This window comes from Undibacterium sp. Ji49W (assembly GCF_049340205.1).
In the GTDB taxonomy this organism is placed as follows: domain Bacteria; phylum Pseudomonadota; class Gammaproteobacteria; order Burkholderiales; family Burkholderiaceae_D; genus Undibacterium.
Genome location: NZ_JBMPOW010000008.1, coordinates 181,551 through 203,174 on the forward strand (window position 1 = coordinate 181,551; position 21,624 = coordinate 203,174).

A 21,624-nucleotide genomic window follows, 5' to 3' on the forward strand; every position below is an offset into this window, starting at 1 on the left:
TGGTGCGAAAACATATTTTTTTAACATCGAAAATATAGTCAACATAAGCCCTGAGCTGCTGCTGAATGCCGACAAGTTAATTTTCTAATACCACCAGCCGCTTGCAGGTGTAGAAAATTAAAATCCTGACAATACTCAAGCAGGCTGCAAGCGGTTAAAATGCCGCATGCAAAATTTTAGTGACGACGCTCACGTCCAGACCGGGGAAGACCTCGCTCTGCAGACGTATTTCAAAACTGGCATCACTCCTGACGACGTTTCCGCTGTATTCCCCCTGAGACGTGCCCAGCCTGTATTGCAGGCATTCACGGCGCTGTTTCATGGCGGATTCAACGGTGTATTGCTGCGCCTGCTGGTCTTGCGTGAACTGACCGCCGACGTGGAAACACCGTCGCTGAGCCGTGCCGATATCAATACCAAGCTGGCTTATCTGGAACCGGATGCGCTGGAGACCGTTCTATCGCGTCTGCGCACCACCGGTTTGCTGATCTGGGATGCCAGCCAGTCTGTATATCGCATTACCCCGACTGCCAGGAATGTGCTGGCGGCGCTGGAATCGCTGCTGCATATCGAAGAGCATAATGATCAGGCCGAAATGAGTTATATGCTGACCCAGGTCGCCGGTGCGCAGGCAGTGGGTGGCGTGTCGGTAGAACAGTTGCATCATCTGCTGGGACGGCTGATAGAACTGACAGAAGAATTTTCGGATGCGATTGCCTCCGGTTCCGAATTTCAATTGCGCACGGCCCAGCAAAAGTGGCATACCGCCTGCGACTGGGTAGAAAAAGGCTCGCAGATCATTCATGCCATCACCAATGACAGCCGGGCCGATTCGGCCACCCACAAAGCAGCGCAGGCCATAGGCCGTGCCCAGAGTGCGTTGCTGAACATGCAGGGCATGTTTTCGCGGGCCCTGAACCAGATCGAACGCCAGCGCGTGCATCTGGGGCAGTCAGGCCTGTCGACAACGGATATCAAGACCTGGCTCCTGCAAAAAGAAGACCTGGCATCTCTGGCAGACGATGCGCTGGCAAAACCTGTGACCCCCATGTTTATCACGCCGTCAGAAATGATAGATGTGGCAGAAAGCGAATTGCTGAGCCACCGCGTATCTGCCCTGGCCGGTGCCCTGCCTGCCGGTGAAAATGCACCGTCGGTCGCCAATGAAGACAGCGATGCCCTGCATGAACTGGATCACTGGCTGGCCTTGCTGACCGAAGCCGATGCCAGCGACAAGCCGATAGTCTTGCAGGACATCTTGCTGCCGTCGAGCTTTGCCATTGCTTCTTACCGCGCCTCGATGCTGCCCTTGCTGGGCGACGCCAATGAATCTGCCTTGCAGGGTGCCACGGCTATTCTGGCCCGTCTGCCGCTGGTATTCAATTCCAAAGACAAAATGCAAAAGGTACATGATGATCATGTGGCCGCGATTTCCATCGCCAGCCTGAGTGCCATACCGCCTGCAGCCAGCCCGTCGCCTGCTAAGGTAAAAGTGGCCACTACCACTGAACAGCCATTGCCTTCTGCCACCTCAGCACCAACGAGAGAAACACCATGACCGAAGATGCACAAATCCTGATCGCCCGCTTGCTGGCGCACCAGACCCTGCGCCGTGAAGACAAGCTGGTCAAACGCGCGCTGTCAGATGAAATATTCCGCACAGAAATCGACACACGTCTGAAAGCCTGCGGCATGAAGTTTGTCGATAACGTGTATGCCGACTATGTCACCCTGGCACTGACACGCGACAGTGAATCCAAAGTATTCGGCACCAAAGAAACCTGGCAAAACAATAATTTCGGCCTGGCACGCGATGGTGTGGCCCTGCTGGTCGTGTTGTGGTCGCTGATTATTTTGCCCAAGCGTGAACGCCAGGAAGCCCATCAACTGGCAGAAGAAGACCAGAACGATATGTTCGGCAAAGACAAACCAATGCCACGCGCGGAAGATACCTCGATAGGTATTTCTTACCGTGCCCTGCTGGCTGACTTTGGTGAAAAGCTGGGCAAGAAAACCCGTATGGACATGAACCTGGGCCAGTTGGCGCGCGTCGGATTTATCGAACGCAAGGCAGATCTGATACTCGAAGGCCCATTGCTGGATTTGCTGATGGATACCGATACCCTGAAAGACCGCATCATCAATGGTGCGCTGTCAGATATTTTCCAGATCCCGGCACCACGCACACCGGCCATCATTACTCCGGCTGCTGACACTGAGGCTGAAACGAATGAGATCAGCGCAGAAGTACCTGCCGATGCAGATGCAGATGCAGATGCCGAAGCGAACGCGAACACAAACGCCAATGTCGATCTCAACACCCATACCGGAAAAGAATAAGAACCATGTTTCATATCAAATCGCTGGAACTTGTCCATTGGGATTATTGGCAACGTATCAAGAACATCCCGCTGGATGCCAAGATCATCACCATCGCCGGACAAAATGGCTCGGGTAAAACCACGCTGCTGGATGCCTTGCGTACCCTGTTTGGCCTGGAATGTTCGATGGGGCGTTCGTATAAACATTATGCCCGTCACTCTGGTCAGCAAACAGCATGGATACGTGCTGTGGTGGATAACAGTGCGGTGGGTCCGCAGATTTCCAATCGCCCTTTCCGTATGTCGGGCCTGTATGAAGATGAAGTCACGCTGTTCTGCAAGATAGAAAAAAATGGCGGCGACTGGAAGCGTCAATACCTGATGCGCAGCGGCAAAACCGAAATAGAAGAAGTGCAGGAAGCGAATGACTGGCTGGGTGTGGAAAGCTATCGCAAGCGCCTGTCACATGCCGGCTTGTCGAATGCCATGGGCAAGGTGCTGGCACTGGAACAGGGCGAGACTGACAAGCTCTGTGAATACGCGCCACGCCAGTTGTTAGACCTGGTGTTCCAGGTGTTTGGTGACAAGGAAGTGCTGGATGCCTATGATGATGCAAAACGTCATCAGCGTGATACAGAAACCGAATTGCAGCGTTTTGAAACAGAACTTGAAGGCGCAAAAACCAACCTCGAAGGCTTGCGCCTGCGCGTCGCCAATTACCACCAGTACGAAAGCCTGAACAAGGAAAAACGCGACCTGCAGGAAGAGATACTGCCCACCCTGCAATACCATGAGGCACTAGAGCAGGCTGGCAGCACCAGCCAGACCCTGCGTGCCAGCAAACGTTTCCTGAAGACGCAAGATCATGCGCTGTCTGACCGTCGCCAGCACCTGGCGCAACAGGCGCAGCAAGTCACGGACGCCAAGCAGGCAGAAGCCGCACTGGAAGCAGAAGAATCATCCTTGCGTGAAAAGCTGGGACAGATCAACAGCAAACTGAAACCACAAGAAAGCCTGCTGGAACAAAAGGCGCGTTTGCAAAAACTGGCCGCCGAAGCGGATGCTGATGTCGCCAACATCGCTGACGATCTGGAGAAAAAAGAAGCCGAGCTGTCACGCCAGAAACTGGAACGTGATGCCCTGACCCAGCGTATCGCTGGCGAGATGGAAACCATCGCCGCCCTGCAAGGTAAATCTGCCCTGCCCGATCCGGAAAATGTCCGCCAGATGCGCCGTGCCCTGACGGATGCGAATATCCCGCATTGCATGCTGCCTGAGATCGTCGAAGTCACCGATCCAAAATGGCAGGCCGCAGTAGAAGGTGTATTGCGTGGCTATACCTCAGTCATCTTGCTGGACAAGGCAACTGACGCCTCTGCCGCTTACCGAATAGGCGAAAAACAGCGCTACAGCCACTTCATTGTGCCAGACCGCATCAGTGCACCCGTGGTCAAGGACCAGAGCCTGCTGTCGGTAGTCAACTTCACCGGTCAGGCACCTGGCTGGCTGATCGAGCAATTGCAGCGCATCGATACGGTAGGTTCGATTGAACTGGGCATGAAGTTGCCAAAGAACCAGGAATGGATCACGCCTGACGCCTATCATTTCGAGCGCCGTGGTGGCCGTTCGCTGTTCGTTGAAGTATCACGCTATCGCTTTGGTAATGCGGGCCGTACCCAGCGCCTGGAAGCCTTGCTGAAGTCTTTGCCGCGCCTGCAATCGCAGGAAGATGTGCTGACCATGCAGATCAGCAAGCTGGCAGGTGAAATCAGCGCCTACAAAGCACGCCTGGCAGGTGTGGATGCAGCAAAAGAACTGAGTGCCCGCCATGCAGAATTTGAAGAAGCCAGCCGCAATACCCAGCCGCTGAAGCAACAGCGCATGGAAGTCGGTGGCCGTCTTGGAGAAATCGCACCTTTACTGAAAGCCGCCACCGAACAACGCTCAGTCGCCCATCTGAAATGGGAACAGGCCAAGGCCGCCATCGCAGACGCAGAAGCGCAATTGCGTAGCGCAGAAAAGCGCCATGCCGATGAACGCAAGGCCCAGTTTGAAACCCTGCGTGCCGTGCGCGATACCTGGCATACCCTGCCACATAACTGGAAACGCGCCTCACATCGCAAAGAACTGGTGGCCGAACATGAAAACGTCCATCAGATCGAATTGCGCATACGCAGTCTGACGAATAACCTGGCGCGCGATGACTGGGAAACCGATTCCACCGTCGTCGATCAGTACACCCGTCTGAATGCCCTGCTGCAAGGCCGCCAGGCGGAAACCGATGAGCGTCGCTACCAGAATAACCGGGCGATAGAAGCCACCGTGAATGCCCGCGCCGCCTACATGGACAGACTGCGCTTTACGATCAAGTCGTACAGCAAGAACATCAAACAACTCGGTGAATTGGCGGGTATAGAAGTGCATACCGACCCGGTCAAGCTGGAAAATGACGACATACAACTGGCCCAGGCTGGTTTGCATGTACGCTTCAAGTTTGACGGCAAGGGCCCGATAGGCATGAATGACGGCGAAGCATCCGGTGGCCAGCAAGTCATGAAGTCGCTGATCCTTCTGATAGGCTTGCTGAAATCTGACGATGGTTCCGGTGGTTTTGTCTTCATCGATGAACCCTTCGCCCATCTGGATATACGTAATATCCAGCTGGTTGGAGAGTTCCTGAAAAATACCGATGCCCAGTATCTGATGACCACACCACTGACGCATAACACCGACGTCTATGACCCGTCCGAACTGACGCTGATCACCAGCAAGAAGAAAAAAGATACAGAATGGGCGCAGCCTATTTTTGTGTTGCAGAGGAAAGTGGAAAAACAGAAAGAAGGGCGCAATTGAGTATCCACGCGACGCGGTTCAAGTCCACTCGCAATTTATTCGATTAGTTGTTTCAGGAATGTTTGCGCTGAAAGTGTCCTTTTGACAAACAGCGGTGTTATTTATGCTATCCAGACAATATCGCCTGTTGTTTGGAAGAGAAACCCTGTAGAGTCCCTTGATGTTACAGACTGCACAGGCCTGCGATAGACAAAACAACCTACCTCAAGGTGCGTATGAAAAAAAACAGCAAGGCAGCGTGGTCTGAAAATCCAAAGCAAAACAGCATATTGGCAGCATTACCTGCGGCAGACTTTGAGCGCATATTGCCTGATCTGGAATTGGTCCCTCTTCCTTTGAAGTGGACCATGCTGGAATCTGGTGACCATGTCCACTTTATCTATTTCCCCATCTCGGGCATCGTTTCACTGATCTACGCACTGGAAGATGGCTCATCCAGTGAAGTGGCACTGGTAGGCAATGAAGGTATGGTGGGTATTTCCATTTTCATGGGCGGCGACAGTATGCCATCCAGCACGGAAGTACAAAGTACCGGCAAAGCATACAAACTCAGCAGAAAGGTCATGAAAAGGGAATTTTCCCTGGGCGGCAAGTTGCAGCAGTACTCTTTGCTGTATACGCAGGCCCTAATTTGCCAGACATCACAAACCGCCGTTTGCAATCAACATCATTTACTCGATCAGCAACTGTGTCGCTGGCTATTGATGAGTATGGATAGATTGCATTCAGAAGATATCGTCATCACTCAGGAAATGATTTCCCATTTATTGGGCGTACGTCGCGAGAGTGTGACGCAGGCGATTGGTCAATTGCAAAAGGATGGATTGATAGCCGTCACGCGTGGTCATATCAAAGTGATGGACCGCCCTGCAATGGAAGCCCGCGTCTGCGAATGCTATGAAGTGGTCCGCAAAGAATACGAACGCCTGCTACCACCGGTTCCTGATGCTGAACCAACAGTGTAAGGCCAGGAAATACCGGGAAGTACTGGAAATATAGTTTTTCCAGTACGATAGTGCTACATTAAAATCTGTATCGTTACGTCCTACCATCCAGACTACACCATCTATGTTAATCAACTGCGTCACTTACCAGGAAGGTCGTAAACTGTCCGATATATCCGTGGCAGAAATCAGCGACTATGTACAACATAAGGACCAGTTCGTCTGGGTGGCCTTGCGCGATGCTTCGGATGAAGAATTGCAGGAAATGCAGGTCGAGTTTGACTTGCATGAACTGGCTGTTGAAGATGCACGGCACGGTTATCAAAGACCGAAGATAGAAGAATACGGAGATTCCCTGTTTGCCGTCATCCACACGGTGGAAATGATCAATGGTGAATTGAACATCGGGGAACTGAATCTCTTTGTTGGTGAAAATTATGTACTGTCCGTGCGTAACCGCTGCCAGCAGAATTTCCTGGGTGTACGCCAGCGTTGTGAGCGTGAACCGCATCTGCTCAAGCATGGTTCATCCTTTGTCTTTTATGCATTGATTGATGCCATCGTTGACCGCTACTTCCCGGTAGTGGAAGCGCTGGAAAATGAACTGGAACTAATAGAAGAACAGATCTTCACCAAAGGCAGTGAACGCGCCAATATCCAGCGCCTGTATCAGTTGAAACGCAAGATCATGGTGATCAAACATGCTGTAACGCCGTTAATGGAAGCCAGCAGCAAACTGTTTGGCGGCCGCGTACCGGCCTTGTGCGTGAATACCCAGGAGTATTTCCGCGATGTGTATGACCATCTTTACCGTCTGAACACCTCAATCGAAACCATACGTGACACCATCAGCACGGCGATACAGGTGAACTTGTCGATGGTCGCGATTGATGAGAGTGAAGTCAACAAGCGTCTGGCAGCAGGTGCTGCGATTTTTGCAGTACCCACTGCTTTTGCCGGTATCTGGGGTATGAACTTCAAGGCCATGCCAGAACTGGAGTGGCATTATGGTTACCCAATGGCGGTCGGTATCATGTTCTCGGCCTGTGCTTATCTGTATTACCGTTTCAGGAAATCCGGCTGGTTGTGACAAGGCGGGATGTACAGGCTAGTGCCGTCATCGTTCACAAGTAAGTTCATGAAATTTATCAAAGCAAAACGCATTGCTATTCAAATGGCTGTGCTTTGACAGCACGCATGGCGTTTTCCAGCGCAGATGTATTCAACGGTTCGATAAAGCCTTTGATGTCTGCCGTTTGCGCGTCAGGGTCTGGTTGGGATGGGCGTGTACGGAATTGACTTTCCTGGTACTGGCATCGCCAGACACTCAGGATACCGCCATGGGAACAATCTCAACTTGCCTGCCGTCGCCTTGATTTTTGATACCACAATGGCGGGAAAAATCTTGGCACATTATCAAATCCACACCTGATTTTGTGCTATCTTGCCGGACTGAGGGAAGCTCAATATAGCGCACAATCAAAAAATCAGAGAGCAAATGTATGAACGTGGACGTGGAAATCGCGACAGATGTGGCAACAGCAGCCGTACTGGTCAACGAAGCACAAAAAAGCGGTGCACATGCAAGCAGCGCTGATGAGCATCATCATACCTGCGCCAATTGCAATACTGGCCTGCAAGGAGCCTTTTGCCATGCTTGCGGACAAGCGGCACATATACATCGCTCGCTCCTGCATTTGGTAGAAGAACTTTTACACGGTTTGTTTCACTTTGAGACCAAGGCATGGCGGACTATTCCCAAGCTGATCTGGTCTCCTGGAAAATTAACCCGCGACTATATAGAAGGCCAGCGCACACGCTATGTATCGCCTTTGGCCCTGTTTTTGTTTTTGATCTTCTTGATGTTCTTTGTGTTTTCTTTCACGACAAGTAATCCGCTCGAGAATATTTCTGACAAGCCGCAGACTAAAGCAGGTATCAGCAAGGCCTTAAAAAATAATCAGGCGAAGCTGACATCCCTGCAAAGTGAACGTGCTCAACTGCCGCCAGGAGACCCAAAACTGGAAGAACTGGATCAAAACATCTCCAATCTTCAGTCAGCGGTCACTGCACTGGAAAGCTCATTGAATTTACTCGGCTTGAACAATGGCGAAACCAGCCATACAAAAGCTGACGACAGTTATGATGGCATGGGAAAAATAGCGCAAAAACTGGATGAAAAACTGTTTAAAAAAATAGAAGAAAAACAGGCAAAAGAAGCAGAGAAAAAACAAAAGGTAACAGTTACCTCTTCTCTGCCAGGGATACAGGAAAAAATCAGGCATGCGGTCAATACGCCTGAATTGACCTTATACAAAATGAAGAGCAATGCATCGAAGCTTGCCTTCATGCTCATGCCTATCTCATTGCCGTTTTTATGGCTGCTATTCATCTTCAAGCGCAGATTCAGCATGTTTGATCATGCGGTGTTTTCACTGTATTCCCTATCCTTCATGACCCTGCTTCTGATGACGACGGCCATACTGAATACCTTGAGTTTCGGCAACGCAGCAATACTGCTATTTGTTTTTGTGCCACCCCTGCATATGTTCAGGCAACTACGTCAGGCCTATCAATTGGGAATAGCTGCCAGCCTGTGGCGCACGATAGCCTTGCTGTTCGTGGCAGGATGTTCTTTGCTCATTTATCTGTTACTGATTTTAAGCTTGAGCGCCTGATCAGTGTGTAGGGTGTAGTGTGTGGTGTGTAGTATGTACCCGGGAAAAGCCTGAACTCTAGGCTTCCCAGGTAACCCGGTTACGGCCATGACTTTTGGCTTGATATAAAGCCTTGTCCGCACGTTCCAGCAAGCGGCCAAGGCGATCGTCTTCGATTCTGTAGGTAGCGATACCGATACTGACCGTCAGGATGATCACTTCCCCCGAAGCCGATGTCAGCACCTGCGACTGCACATTGCTGCGTATACGCTCCGCCACCAACATCGCTTCGGTGCGACTGGCTTGCTGCAGGATGATGCAGAACTCTTCGCCGCCCAGCCTGCCGAACAGATCAGACTCACGCAGTTCCACCTTGACAGTTTCAGCAAAACGCAACAACACCTGGTCACCACACTGATGCCCGTACTGGTCGTTGATGTTCTTGAAAAAATCCAGGTCCAGCATCAGCAAAGTCATTTGTGTCTGATAACGCTGGCAACTTTTGAAGGTATGTTCGGCATATTCAAGAAAAGCACGCCTGTTGGCAATGCCAGTCAGCGAATCAGTGGTGGCCAGACGTTGCAGTTCGCGCTCCAGCATTTTGCGCTGGGTGACATCGCGACATATGCCTTCCACACCGGAAAACTGTCCCTCGTCGTCGTACAGTGCCTGGCTATTGACCGAGATATCAATCAGCGTGCCATCCTTGTGCAGCATGCGACCGGGGAAATCAGTCACCATGCCAAATTCAAGTATTGCCTTCATGAAGGCATCACGGTCAGTCATGGAGGGATAAAAAGCTTCCACTTCCAGCCCTTCTATCTCTTCCGGCTCATAACCCAGTACCGTGCGTATGGCCGGGCTGACCTTCTGGACTATGCCCCGGACATCGGTACGGTAGTAGACATCTTGCATATTTTCAAACAAACGCCGGAAATTGAATTCGCTCAGGCGCAGCTGTTCTTCCATCTCATTGTGTTCAGTCACATCCATACCGCTGATCATGACAGCCTCCTGGCCCTGAAACTGTATGGCGCGACTACGTACCAGCAGCATGCGGTAATTGTCCTTGCTGGTGTGTATGCGAAACTTGCTGGGGGCATTGGTCCAGGCTTCGCCCTGTTTCCTCAGGCGCCCCTGGGATCGTGGCTGATCCAGCGGATGAATAAAGTCGTTGACGGAAAGACCCAGCAAACTTTGTTCATCGCTGGCCTCAAGCAGGGACACTGCGGCCTGATTGAGTTTCACCAGCTTGTCATCAATGATGACTACAATAGCAGTCGGCGTGATGTCAAACAGGTAGGTGTCAGTAGTATCTTCGCTCAAGAATGACTCGATTTCTGGCAATGTTAAAGCTTAACAAAATCAAGCTTGCAAATTCATTTTACCGCCAGGTAACTAAGTGTAAAGTAATAAAATACAATTCTTGATTGAATGTTTTTGCTTCACAACACAAATAGCTGTCGCAATGACAATTTCAGTCTGGCTTGCGATTGTCTACTGCATGTTGTTGCGGCAGGTGTTAGCCAGCCTTCCCAGCCACGCCGACCAGAATGATAGTCGGCTTTTTTTTGCCAATGCATTTACGCTGGCTTGTTTGCCTGTTTCATCCACTTATTTTTGCTTTCATTTTTGTAACCAACCAGGACCTTATCTCATTCATGAAGACCCTACTGCCAGCCGCCTTGCGCACCACGCAGCCCATGCGTAGATTATTTTTACTGACCTGCCTTGCCGCCTCCAGCGCGCTGTGCGCTACGCCGGTTTATGCAGTTGAAAAACCTGCCCAGCCCAAGCTGGTGGTCGTGCTGGTGGTGGATGGCTTGCCACAAGAGCAGGTTGTACGTTACCGCGATCAGTTCGGTCAGGGTGGCTTTCGCCGTCTGCTGGACCAGGGTGCCTGGTTTAGCGATGCGCATCAGGCGCATGGCGTGACAGTGACGGCAGTCGGCCACTCTGCCGTGCTGACAGGTGCCTACCCTTACCAGCATGGCATCATTGCCAATAACTGGGTAGACCCGGTAACCCTGGCATCCGTCTACTGCACGGAAGATACGGCATACACCTATATCGGTGAAGAAACCAAGGTCAGCGATGGTACATCGCCAGCCAATCTGCGCGTCAGCACACTGGGCGACGAATTGCGTTATGCCAGCGGCGACCGCAGCAAGGTCATCACCGTATCCGGCAAGGACAGGGGTGCAATCCTGTTGGCGGGCAAGGCAGGTACGGCCTATATGTATATGGGAAAAACCGGCAATTTTGCCAGTTCCACTTACTACATGAAAAACCATCCTGAATGGGTGCAGCAATATCAGGCAGGCAAGCCGCAAGACCGTTTCTACGGCAAAGAATGGCGTCCTTTGCTGCCCGATGCAGCCTATGCCAATGACGCCAACGATAATCTGCTGAGCGATGCCGGTGAAAAGGACAAGCGTTTTCCTTTCACTTACACCAGCAAGTCTGGCAAACCCGATGCCGAATATTATGGCAAGCTGAACACTGGCCCTTATCTGGATGAAATGACCCTGGATTTTGCCCGTGCTGCAATAGAAGGCGAAAAACTGGGCCAGAACGGTGCTGGTGTGCCGGATGTACTGGGTATCAGCCTGTCCAGTCACGACTATGTGAACCACAGCTTTGGACCGGAAAGCCGCATGTCACATGACCACCTGCAAAGACTGGATCGTCTGCTGGCAAATTTCTTCAGTTATCTGGACAAGCGTGTAGGCCTGGACAACACTATGGTCGTGCTGACGGCTGACCACGGCTTCCCCAACGTACCGGAATTTTCTCAAGCGACCAGGCGTGATGCGCAAAGACTGGATGGCAAGAAAGTACTGGAAGGTATGAACAAGTACTTGTCCGAGAAATTTGGCCAGGACAAACTGGCGACCACCTGGACCAATCCCAGCATCCTGCTCGACTACAAACTCATAGAACAAAAAGGCTTGAAACGTGAAGACGTAGAAATGGCAGCAGCCAGATTTGCCATGACCGTACCCGGCATCGCCAACAGCTTTACCCGTACCCAGTTTGAAAACGGTACCCTGCCGCAAAACAGGCTAAGCACACTGATGCAACGTGCCTGGAACAGACAGCGCTCTGGCGACATCATGCTGGTTACCAAGCCTTACTGGTATTTCGGTAGTGGCGCACATGGTACTTCACATGGCTCCCCCTACAGCTATGACACCAACGTGCCACTGGTATTCATGGGCAAGCCATGGTTCAAACCAGGCGCTTATGGTCAATACGCCGAAGTCATGGACATAGCCCCGACCCTGGCGCATTTGTTAAGAGTACGTCCGCCATCAGGTTCAGAAGGCCGGGTACTGACAGAAACTTTGCGTTAAGAGTACCAACGACCACCAGTTAGCCAATAGCAAGCCAATAGCCAGCCAATAGCCAGCCAATACAAAAAAGCCGCATGATGATGAATCATGCGGCTTTTTGTTTAGCCCAGCTTACCGGAAGAATATTTCACCCGGCTTGCCGGTAATTATTTTGCATCTTGTAACCCCTTGCATACAGGGCAAACAGGAAAGCAGCAAGCAGGGCAAAGCCAGCAAAGAAGAACATCTGGAAGGCAGTAACGCTCATACCTGTGCTCTTGATCTGTTCGGTCACGGCATCGCTCTTGACACTGGAATTGGCCAGCAAGACCCACAGGTTACCGATAGTCACTGACAGATTCCAGAAGCTCATGATGACACCTTTCATTGCCAACGGTGCCTGGCTATAGGCAAATTCCAGACCAGTGGTCGATACCAGCACTTCGCCAAAAGTCAGCAAGGCATACGGCAGGATTTGCCAGGTAATTTCGATCGCATTGCCGCCATCGATAGCCAGTTGCATGAAACCGACGACAATCCAGGCCAGACCGGAAAATGCAATCCCCAGACCCATGCGACGCAAGGCTGTCAATTCCATGCCTTTGAGTTTCAGCAGCGGGTACAGGACCAGGTTATTGAATGGAATCAGCAACATCACCAGCATAGGATTCAGCGCCTGCATCTGTGCAGGTTCGAACCATTCCGGCTTGGTCATTTTATCTGCCTGCAATACCCAGGTTGATGCCTTTTGATCAAACAGGGACCAGAATGGTGTCACCAGGGCAAATACCACCAGTATGCGCAATACGGAACGGACACCATCTACCGCATGGTCAGGATGCACACCGCGGGCGCGTTCCAGTTGCATCCATGCGCCCATGCCGCCAAAACCGAGTACCAACACCAGCGCCAGGCACAAAGCAGCAACGATACCGACTTTAGGAATCAGGAACAGGGAGCCGACTGCCAGCAAGGCACCCAGCACAGCCATGTAGTAACCGCTCTTTGCCTGACCCGGTATATCAGTGGTTAATGCAGTACGCACGACGTTCAGGAAGGAATGCGGATCACGTGGTGCCGGTTTGACATGCACATACCTCTTACGACCAGACCAGAAAATAATGGTGGCAATCAACATCAACAAACCGGGGATACCAAACGCAATACTGGCACCCAGTTTCTTCAGGAAGATAGGCATTAGCAGCGATGCAAAGAAAGAACCGAAGTTGATGATCCAGTAGAAGCCGTCAAATACCTTTTGTGCCAGAGACCGGTTCGACTGGTCAAACTGATCGCCGACAAAGGACGTAACCAGCGGTTTGATGCCACCCGACCCTAAGGCAATCAAAAAGAGTCCGGTATAAAAACCGTTTCGATTATCTTCAAAAATCGCCAGACAGGCATGACCACAGCAATACACCAGACTCAGCCAGAACACCGTATTGTATTTACCAAAGAAACGGTCAGCCAGCCAACCACCCAGCAATGGGAAAAAATAAACACCGATGACAAAGGTATGAAACACTTCTTTTGCCATACCGGCACGCATGTTTTCCGGCATGGACAACAGCAGGCTGGTAATCAGAAATGGTGTCAGAATATTGCGCATGCCATAAAAGCTGAAACGTTCACAGCCTTCGTTGGCAATAATATACGGTATCTGTTTTGGCATTCGCGCCTGGTCGGCACTATCCACAGTCACGGATTGAGTCATTCGTCTCTCCTGTTCAATTGTTTTTATCACACCAAGACAAACGGCCTTTTTTAAAGGCCGGAATTATTTGCGATGGAAAGTAGACAGGTTTTGCTGGCTGTTCATGTGACGATCAACCAGAAAAACAGTGGGCGAAGTATCCGTATTTGCGGGGATGCCGTCAAGCCTGAAAATGCTACGGAATCCTGAAGAATATCGGGCACGGCGAGGCAAGACTTTCAGCCTGAGAAAAATGATGCCAGACGATCATTGAAATCATTGATCCGCTGACCACACAATCAGGTGAAAACCCGCATGGATAATGGCCATGCCATACGTCAACGCAAAATACTTATGGGTACAGATCAATATGGTTATGGATGGTTTCGCAGCAAATAATTTATAAATTATAAAAATTCTTTTTGTTGTGCAATGCCATACGAAACAAAAAAATACCCACCGGCAAGGTGGGTATTTTGCTTCAGATACTGCATCCGGCGGCTAGGCTGTAGCCGGACGCCCATTCATCAAGCGCCAGGCCTTGAACGGCAGGCGATAAATAAACCGTATCATCAGCAAGGTCAGCAAGGCTTCGATAAAGGTCAGCACGAAGGCAAAAAACGTATTCCAGCGCGCTTCGCGGCGACGGAATTTTGCCATCATGCGGTCAAAGCTGATTTCTATGCTGTCATAGAAAGTCGGTACGACCAGCAAGGTCAGGAAGGTTGATGTGATGGTGCCGCCAATGATCGCAATCGCCAGTGGGCGATAGAATTCACCGCCCTCACCCAGGCCAATGGCTACCGGCAGCATACCGGCAATCAGGGCAAAAGTGGTCATCAGGATAGGGCGCAGGCGCTTGCGGCCGGCATACATCAATGACTCTTCACGGTCAAAGCCCTCTTCTTCCCGCTTGCGGGCGCAATCCAGCAAGAGAATCGCATTTTTTGCCACCAGCCCCATCAGCATGATGATGCCGATGAAGCTCATCAGGTTCAAGGTGCCCTTAGTCAGCAGCAAAGCCACCACCACACCAATCAGGCTCAGCGGCAGCGACAGCATGACGGCGATAGGTGCAGTGAAAGAACCAAACTGCATGACCAGTATCAGGTACATCAGGCCTATGCCGGATACCAGCGCAATCGTCATTTCAGTAAACAGTTCTTTTTGAGAACGTGCAGCACCACCCAGTTCAATACCGAAACCGGTAGGGAAGTTGATTGACTTGGCGATTGCCAGCGCATCCGCTGTTACTTCGCCAGGCGATCTGCCCTGGGCATTGGCAGATACGGCAATCATGCGCTTGCCATCGGTATGCTGAATCTTGGCCGGCCCCTTGCCCATGGTGATGGTGGCAATCTGTTCCAGCGGAACCATCTTGTCACTGCCAGCCACGGCGATTGGCAGCCGTTCTATGTTTTCAGCGCTGATGCGGTCTTCCGGATGCAGGCGTACTGCGACATCGCGTGCTTCACCGGTAGGATCAACCCAGTCACCGATCTCGACACCGGCAAATGCCACACGCAGGGCCTGTGCCGCATCATTGACTGAAATACCGAGGGAATTTGCCAGACCACGATCCATTTCTATCTGCAATTCATCTTTCGGATCCTGCTCGGATAAACCGACGTCGACGGCACCATTGACCTTGCTCAGTTTTTCCATGAAGTCATTGGCGATCTGCATCAGCTTGCGCGAATCAGGACCAGAAAACTGTATCTGCACCGGCTTGCGGCCACCATTTTGCAAATCGTCCTGCACCACATATTCAGCTCCGATGATGCTGCCGACTTTCTTGCGCAATTCGACCGCGATCTCTACTGCTGACCGTACTCGTTCGGTACTCTTGCCAATATCCACATACACACGGCCACCAGTACTGTTGATGATGCTGTTGGTGACCTTGGTTTCCTTGATGGTACGTGCCAGCTCGGCTGCTTTTTCCACTTTCAGGCGGCCATACTCCAGGCTGGAACTGGATGGCGTGCGGACATCGATCATGATGGTGCCATTGTCAGCCGTAGGCAAAAAGCTGGTGCCACCCTTGGCCGCGTGCAGAGCCAGCGCGCCAGCAAAGCTAAGGGCAGCGATCAAGGCCATCCAGACGCGGTGATGCAAGGCCCAGGCGATGACGTTACCGTAACGGTCGGCCTGATGATCAAACCAGGTATTGAATCTGGCCAATACCAGGCTGATGCCGCGCTTGGGTTCCAGATGATGCCCGACCGGGTCGCCCCAGTAAGCAGACAGCATGGGGTCGAGCGTGAACGAAATAAACAGACTGACCAGAACTGAACTGGCCACCGTCAGTGCAAAGGGCCGGAACCATTCACCCGACACGCCAGGCATGAAAGCCACAGGAATAAACACGGCAATGATGGAGAAGGTGGTGGCGGCCACTGCCAGACCAATTTCCTTGGTACCGTTGCTGGCAGCAGTACGCCGGTCAGAACCCATTTCCATATGCCGCACGATATTTTCCCGCACCACAATCGCATCATCGATCAGTACACCAATCGCGAGCGACAAACCCAGCAGGGTCATGAAGTTGAGCGTAAAACCACACAGCCAGACCGCGATAAAGGCGGCGATCACCGAAGTCGGCAAGCTCATCGCGGTAATCAGTGTAGAACGCCAGGAATTCAAGAATACGTACACCACGAAGATCGTCAGCACGGCACCAAACATCAGCGATTCGATCACATTGTTCAGACTGCTTTGCGCATCCTTGCCGCCATCCTGGGTAACTTCAATTTTGGTACCAGCCGGTAAAGTCTTGTTGATGTCAGCAACCAGGGAGCGCACCTTGCCCGCAACAGTGACCGTACTGGCATCGCGTGAGCGGGTGATAGAGATACCCACGTTCGGCTGGCCATTACGCACACTGAAACCATTGATTTCAGCAAAGCTGTCGGCAATATCGGCCACCTGCGCCAGCCGGACCAGTTCATTACCACGTCGCTTGATGACGATGTTCTGGAATTCGGCAGGTGATTCTATGCGCCCTATCAGGCGTATGCTTTGTTCGTCCAGCCTGCCCCTGACCTTGCCTACCGGTGCAGTGGTGTTCTGGTTGCGCAGAGCGGTTACCACTTCTGCTACCGACACATTGTATTCGCGCAGTTTTTGCGCGCGCAACAAGACGGTCAGTTCTCGCTTCAAGGCTCCATCGACGGAGACTGTTGCCACGCCATCGATGGCACGGAACTTATCGGACAATTCATCTTCTGCCATGCGTGAAATTTCTGCATGGGTCAGGCCCTCCGACGTCAGCGCCAGTTGCATGATCGGCTGTGCCGAGGGATCCCGTCTTTCGATGACGGGCTCGCGCATTTCCACCGGCATCTTGTAGCGTATCGATGCAATCGCATTCCTGACCTCTTCCGATGCTTCAATCATGTTCTTGTTGAAGTTGAAGACGATGGTGATACTGGCACTGCCCTCATTGGCGGTAGAACGTACCTGGTACACGCCGGTAATGCTTTGCAGGGATTTTTCCAGGCGATTGATGATCTCGCGTTCGACGGTTTCCGGCGACGCACCCGGGTAAGGGATGCCTATGGACAGCACCGGTTCTTCCACATCGGGAATCTGGTTAACCTTGAGTTTCTTAAGCGCCAGCAAACCCACACACATCAGGGTGATGATGATCACGATCATCGCCACCGGGCGCTTGATACTGAAATCGGAGAGGAACATGGCTTATTTCCCGGCTGGTGGTGTGGAGGCTGTAGTTGCGGCTGCGGATGCGGATGCGTTTGAGGCTGAAGCTGAAGCTGACGCCGGATCAACTACAGGTGCAACAGCTGGTGCACTTGCGGTGGGGACATTGGATGCAACCGAGGCAATCATCTGCACCTTTTGCCCGTCCATCAGGGTCGATACCGGATTACGTACCACCTTGTCGCCGTTGACCAAACCGCTACGGACTTCAAAATCACCACGGCGTGGATCACGTTCGCCAACGATGAGGCTGACTTTTTTCAGCAAACCATCCTTGACACGCCAGGCATAGGCTTTGTCGCCATCCCGCAGCAGCGCAGTACTCTTGATCATCAAGGTCTGGGTGGAGCCGGTCTCGACACGCCCCTCGGCATACAGGCCAGAGACACGCGGTGGATTACTGTCGGCAAAAGCCACCAGCACCTCAACCTGCCTAGTCGTGGCATTCGCTGCCATATCAACTCGCTTGACCTTGCCGGTAAAACCCTGATTACCGTACCCATTGACGCGGAAGCTGACCATTTGCCCGATCTTGACATTGTTGACCTTGTCGGCAGACAGCAGGCCTTCAAAACGCATACTGGTCGGGTCTATCACTTTTACCAGTTCCTTGCCTATCTGGGCAGTATCACCGGCCGACACCTTGCGTTCGCTGACGACACCATCAAACGGTGCGCGGACTTCGGTGCGTTGCAATTGCTGTCTGGCCTGTACAGCACGCGCCTTGGCTGCCACCAGATCGCTCTGGGCATTATTGCGACGCATTTCTGCATCTTCCATTAATTGCGTCGATGTCATGCCGGAGGCACGCAGGGTTTTCAGACGCTGGAACTGGCGTTCTGCCTGTTCCAGTGTCTGGGCCGATGCGCGGGCCGCTTCTTCCGCCGAATGCAGGCTGTCGCGGATGGATGTATCATCCAGGCGCACCAGCAAATCACCACGTTTGACTGTTTCACCATTTTCTTTCAGTACCTGCAAGACCACGGTCGATAATTCAGACCGCAAATCTGCCTTCCGTTCAGGCTGTATCGAGCCGGTAATCACAGGGCCGGAAGACAGGGCGCTGTTTTGTATAAGCTGTAAGTCCTCTTCCGTTACCAGCAAAGGTTTATCCAATGCTTTGGCAGCTTTTGCCTGATCTGATTCCTTACTGTCTTTGTTTCCTTTGCTACAGGCACTCAAAGCCAGGGCAAGGGACAAGACAATCAGGCTGGGTCGCATCAGACTGGGTCGCAACATGGTGAATCTCCGTAATGAGTCATGGGAATAAGGCGGTAAAAACCTGATTTGTAACAAAAAGTTCCAATATGTTACGCAGTATCCATGAGCAGGCAGTGCGATGTCAATCGCGCATCATCACCTGAATTTTCCGACGGGAAATACGTGGGATTTGCTCCGTTACTTCTTGCAAAGTTGTCGCAAGTCCGGTAGGCTGCGCCCTCTTTCGCGTTCATCCAGCTTCTTATTGTGCCCGTATCAGCATCACCCACTGTCTCACCACCTGTCTTATTGATCGTCACGGATGTTTTTGGCAATACACCGGCGATTGCCAGCTTTGCCAGACAATTTCCCTTACCCTGCCTGATTGCCTCGCCGTTTAGCGGTGAAACCATACAGTACCCGGCCGAAACTCTGGCCTATCATGCGTTTATCGCTCAGGGCGGGGTTGCTGCCTATGCAGACAAGCTGTCCCGTTTAATCGGGGACAACCAGTCCAGCCTGCGCTATGCCATAGGATTTAGTGCCGGTGCCAGTGCGCTGTGGCTCAATAGCGAAAATCCAGTTATGGCAAATCTGCAACAGGCGGTACTGTTTTACGGATCACGCATACGTGATCACCGCGATATACAGCCAGGCTGCCCTGCGCGTCTGATCTTTGCCGAACAGGAAGCGGCCTTTGAACCGGCAGAACTGGTCAGTGACTTGCGCCGGCGCGGTCATGCGGCAGAGTTGGTCAAAGGTAGCAGGCATGGCTTCATGAATCCCTATTCCAGTGGGTTTTGCCTGAAAACCCAGGAACGCTATCTGCAAGAATTACTGGAACTGACGCAAATCAGCGCTGCTGCCTGAACCATATTCCACTGCCGTAGCCTCTTGGCAAGATTGAGTTTCCACCCCTCTTACCCTATACTGCGCAGCGCGTGACACAATCACCGACCCACGCTTTTGATTACACCAACCAGTGATCAAAGGCTTTTTTTATTTGCAGGCCAGCACCAAAAACTTATTCAATTTATTAACTTTTTTTGCGGTATGACCGCATCTGTCTGATCAGGCAGATCGTCTGGTTAATCCGCGCGGAGCCATAAGCATGACCGCCTTTGTATTTAATGAAATCAATTTCGACGACCACGAACAAGTCGTGTTCGCTTCTGAAGCCAAATCCGGCCTGAAAGCCATCATCGCAGTCCACAACACTAATCTTGGCCCGGCCATGGGTGGCTGCCGCATGTGGAATTATGCAGATGAAGCCGAAGCTGTACGCGATGTATTGCGCCTGTCGCGCGGCATGACCTACAAGAACGCAGTTGCCGGCCTGCCTATCGGTGGTGGCAAAAGCGTTATCATCGGCAACCCAAAGACTGACAAGACCCCTGCCCTGTTTGAAGCCCTGGGTGAAGCCCTGGAGCGCCTTGGCGGTCGTTATGTGACGGCAGAAGATGTCGGCACCAGCCCGGCCGATATGGCCAATGTTGCCAGCAAGACCAGGTACGTCGCCGGCTTGGGTGACCGTGGTGATCCATCCCCTTACACTGCGCTGGGCTGCTTTGTTGGTGCCCAGGCTGCGGTAAAACACCATTTAAAACGTGACAGCTTTGATGGCCTGACCGTGGCACTGCAAGGTCTGGGTCATGTCGGTTATGACTATGCACGTCAGTTGAAAGAAGCCGGTGCCAGACTTATCGTGACAGATATCGATCAGGCTGCACTGAAACGCGCGCAGGAAGAGCTGGGCGCAGAAGTCGTCGCAATCGACGCCATCTACGATGTGGAAGCTGATATCTATGCACCCTGCGCCCTGGGTGCCACCCTGAACCCGGACACGCTGTCACGTCTGAAAGCCAGGATCGTTGCAGGTGGTGCCAACAATCAGTTGGCAACACCGGAGATGGGTGAAATCTGCCGTCAAAAAGGTATTTTGTATGCACCTGATTTTGTCATCAATGCCGGTGGCATCATCAAGGTGTGCTATGAATACCTGAACACGCCGGAAGACGGCATGGTCGCCCACGTGCGCCGTATTGGTGACACGCTGGCTGAAGTATTTGCCCGCGCCGACGCTGAAGGTTTGCCAACCAGCGTTGTTGCCGATCGTATTGCGGAAGCGAAGTTCAAAAAATAGATCTATCGCAGTTGCAACCCCGGTTGCAAGTCCGTCCTGTTGAAATTAAAAGCCACCAGAACCATGTGTTGTGGTGGCTTTTTCAATTATGGGTACATACACAATTTGTATCTCTATTTGTATCTCAATTTGTATCTCCCTCAATTCCAGCGATCTGTATCTATTCCCTCCATCTTAAAAAGCTTATTCTGCCTGCTGACACAAAAACGGAGCAGAGAGCCATGACCGCGCTATCAAATATACGCATGCTGACCCATTACAAGGCCTGGGCAGATGACAAGATGTTTTCCATGCTCAATGCCATACCAGAGGAAGAAGTCCTGCGTCCCCGGGCGACGCGCTTTGGCAATATGCTGCACACCATGAATCATGTCCACGTCATCGACGATGTGTTTCGTGCGCATCTGCTGGGGCAACAGCATGGCTATCAGGATCGCAATACGGCCAGTACACCGCCATTGCACGAATTGTGGGATACCGTAAAAAATATGGATCAGTGGTACCGGGATTTCACCCGGGACCTCAGTGAAGCTGATCTGGAACGCGTCATCCATTTCAATTTCATCGGTGGCGGCCAGGGCGTCATGAGCTGCCAGGAAATGCTGATGCATGTCGTCAATCATGCCACTTACCACCGCGGCTTTGTCGGCGACATGATGTATCAGGCAGGTGTCATGCCCCAGTCCAGCGACCTTACCGTATTTGTCAGGGACGTGCTACGGGCCTGACGATTGTTTTGGTTCTGGCAGAAAACC

General features: G+C 52.0%; 14 protein-coding genes. 10 read left to right on the plus strand and 4 right to left on the minus strand.

Going from position 1 to position 21,624, the window contains the following annotated elements:
- Positions 1–166 precede the first annotated feature (166 nt).
- The 6 genes from ACO0LK_RS12025 to ACO0LK_RS12050 all read left to right on the plus strand — a co-directional run bounded on the left by ACO0LK_RS12025 (position 167) and on the right by ACO0LK_RS12050 (position 8,796).
- The gene (locus ACO0LK_RS12025) at positions 167–1,558 is read left to right on the plus strand and encodes a hypothetical protein (RefSeq protein WP_422975326.1); all 1,392 of its coding nucleotides are present in this window, start codon (positions 167–169) and stop codon (positions 1,556–1,558) included.
- Positions 1,555–2,340, plus strand: coding sequence for a hypothetical protein (locus tag ACO0LK_RS12030; protein ID WP_422975328.1), 786 nt, complete (start codon positions 1,555–1,557; stop codon positions 2,338–2,340). Before ACO0LK_RS12025 ends, ACO0LK_RS12030 begins: the two co-directional genes overlap by 4 nt.
- Positions 2,341–2,345: 5 nt before the next feature.
- Positions 2,346–5,174 carry an ATP-binding protein gene (locus ACO0LK_RS12035; protein ID WP_422975330.1) on the plus strand — a complete coding sequence of 943 codons (2,829 nt, stop codon included), beginning with the start codon at positions 2,346–2,348 and terminating at the stop codon, positions 5,172–5,174.
- Positions 5,175–5,389: 215 nt separating this feature from the next.
- Positions 5,390–6,139: a Crp/Fnr family transcriptional regulator gene (locus tag ACO0LK_RS12040; protein ID WP_422975332.1), complete on the plus strand. Its 750-nt coding sequence runs from the start codon at positions 5,390–5,392 to the stop codon at positions 6,137–6,139.
- A gap of 103 nt (positions 6,140–6,242) precedes the next feature.
- Positions 6,243–7,208: a magnesium/cobalt transporter CorA gene (gene corA, locus ACO0LK_RS12045; RefSeq protein ID WP_422975334.1), complete on the plus strand. Its 966-nt coding sequence runs from the start codon at positions 6,243–6,245 to the stop codon at positions 7,206–7,208.
- A 412-nt stretch (positions 7,209–7,620) separates the two neighbouring features.
- Positions 7,621–8,796, plus strand: coding sequence for a DUF3667 domain-containing protein (locus ACO0LK_RS12050; RefSeq protein WP_422975336.1), 1,176 nt, complete (start codon positions 7,621–7,623; stop codon positions 8,794–8,796).
- Between the two features lie 57 nt (positions 8,797–8,853).
- Here ACO0LK_RS12050 and ACO0LK_RS12055 read toward each other — a convergent pair whose 3' ends face one another.
- Positions 8,854–10,101 (minus strand): sensor domain-containing diguanylate cyclase, encoded by a 1,248-nt coding sequence (locus ACO0LK_RS12055; RefSeq protein ID WP_422975338.1) that lies wholly within the window; start codon positions 10,099–10,101, stop codon positions 8,854–8,856.
- A gap of 335 nt (positions 10,102–10,436) precedes the next feature.
- On the opposite strand from ACO0LK_RS12055, the gene ACO0LK_RS12060 reads away from it, so the two are divergent.
- Positions 10,437–12,131, plus strand: coding sequence for an alkaline phosphatase family protein (locus ACO0LK_RS12060; protein ID WP_422975340.1), 1,695 nt, complete (start codon positions 10,437–10,439; stop codon positions 12,129–12,131).
- A 127-nt stretch (positions 12,132–12,258) separates the two neighbouring features.
- Here the strand turns inward: ACO0LK_RS12060 and ACO0LK_RS12065 are convergent, their stop codons facing one another.
- From ACO0LK_RS12065 to ACO0LK_RS12075, 3 genes are all read right to left on the minus strand, one after another.
- Positions 12,259–13,824 (minus strand): oligopeptide:H+ symporter, encoded by a 1,566-nt coding sequence (locus ACO0LK_RS12065; RefSeq protein WP_422975342.1) that lies wholly within the window; start codon positions 13,822–13,824, stop codon positions 12,259–12,261.
- Between the two features lie 480 nt (positions 13,825–14,304).
- Positions 14,305–17,502: an efflux RND transporter permease subunit gene (locus ACO0LK_RS12070; protein ID WP_422975344.1), complete on the minus strand. Its 3,198-nt coding sequence runs from the start codon at positions 17,500–17,502 to the stop codon at positions 14,305–14,307.
- A 3-nt stretch (positions 17,503–17,505) separates the two neighbouring features.
- A complete protein-coding gene (locus ACO0LK_RS12075) occupies positions 17,506–18,765 on the minus strand; it encodes an efflux RND transporter periplasmic adaptor subunit (protein WP_422975346.1) in 1,260 nt (419 codons plus the stop codon).
- Positions 18,766–18,993: 228 nt separating this feature from the next.
- On the opposite strand from ACO0LK_RS12075, the gene ACO0LK_RS12080 reads away from it, so the two are divergent.
- From ACO0LK_RS12080 to ACO0LK_RS12090, 3 genes are all read left to right on the plus strand, one after another.
- A complete protein-coding gene (locus ACO0LK_RS12080; protein WP_422975348.1) occupies positions 18,994–19,596 on the plus strand; it encodes a hypothetical protein in 603 nt (200 codons plus the stop codon).
- A gap of 241 nt (positions 19,597–19,837) precedes the next feature.
- Positions 19,838–20,869 carry a Glu/Leu/Phe/Val family dehydrogenase gene (locus tag ACO0LK_RS12085; protein WP_422975350.1) on the plus strand — a complete coding sequence of 344 codons (1,032 nt, stop codon included), beginning with the start codon at positions 19,838–19,840 and terminating at the stop codon, positions 20,867–20,869.
- Positions 20,870–21,090: 221 nt separating this feature from the next.
- The gene (locus ACO0LK_RS12090) at positions 21,091–21,597 is read left to right on the plus strand and encodes a DinB family protein (protein ID WP_422975352.1); all 507 of its coding nucleotides are present in this window, start codon (positions 21,091–21,093) and stop codon (positions 21,595–21,597) included.
- Positions 21,598–21,624 lie beyond the last annotated feature (27 nt).

Coding starts and splice junctions, on each gene's coding strand:
- ACO0LK_RS12075 (WP_422975346.1), bottom strand. CDS start 18,765: ATGTTGCGACCCAGTCTGATGCGACCCAGCCTGATTGTCTTGTCCCTT.
- ACO0LK_RS12070 (WP_422975344.1), bottom strand. CDS start 17,502: ATGTTCCTCTCCGATTTCAGTATCAAGCGCCCGGTGGCGATGATCGTG.
- ACO0LK_RS12025 (WP_422975326.1), top strand. CDS start 167: ATGCAAAATTTTAGTGACGACGCTCACGTCCAGACCGGGGAAGACCTC.
- ACO0LK_RS12050 (WP_422975336.1), top strand. CDS start 7,621: ATGAACGTGGACGTGGAAATCGCGACAGATGTGGCAACAGCAGCCGTA.
- ACO0LK_RS12035 (WP_422975330.1), top strand. CDS start 2,346: ATGTTTCATATCAAATCGCTGGAACTTGTCCATTGGGATTATTGGCAA.
- ACO0LK_RS12090 (WP_422975352.1), top strand. CDS start 21,091: ATGACCGCGCTATCAAATATACGCATGCTGACCCATTACAAGGCCTGG.
- ACO0LK_RS12030 (WP_422975328.1), top strand. CDS start 1,555: ATGACCGAAGATGCACAAATCCTGATCGCCCGCTTGCTGGCGCACCAG.
- ACO0LK_RS12065 (WP_422975342.1), bottom strand. CDS start 13,824: ATGACTCAATCCGTGACTGTGGATAGTGCCGACCAGGCGCGAATGCCA.
- corA (WP_422975334.1), top strand. CDS start 6,243: ATGTTAATCAACTGCGTCACTTACCAGGAAGGTCGTAAACTGTCCGAT.
- ACO0LK_RS12085 (WP_422975350.1), top strand. CDS start 19,838: ATGACCGCCTTTGTATTTAATGAAATCAATTTCGACGACCACGAACAA.
- ACO0LK_RS12060 (WP_422975340.1), top strand. CDS start 10,437: ATGAAGACCCTACTGCCAGCCGCCTTGCGCACCACGCAGCCCATGCGT.
- ACO0LK_RS12040 (WP_422975332.1), top strand. CDS start 5,390: ATGAAAAAAAACAGCAAGGCAGCGTGGTCTGAAAATCCAAAGCAAAAC.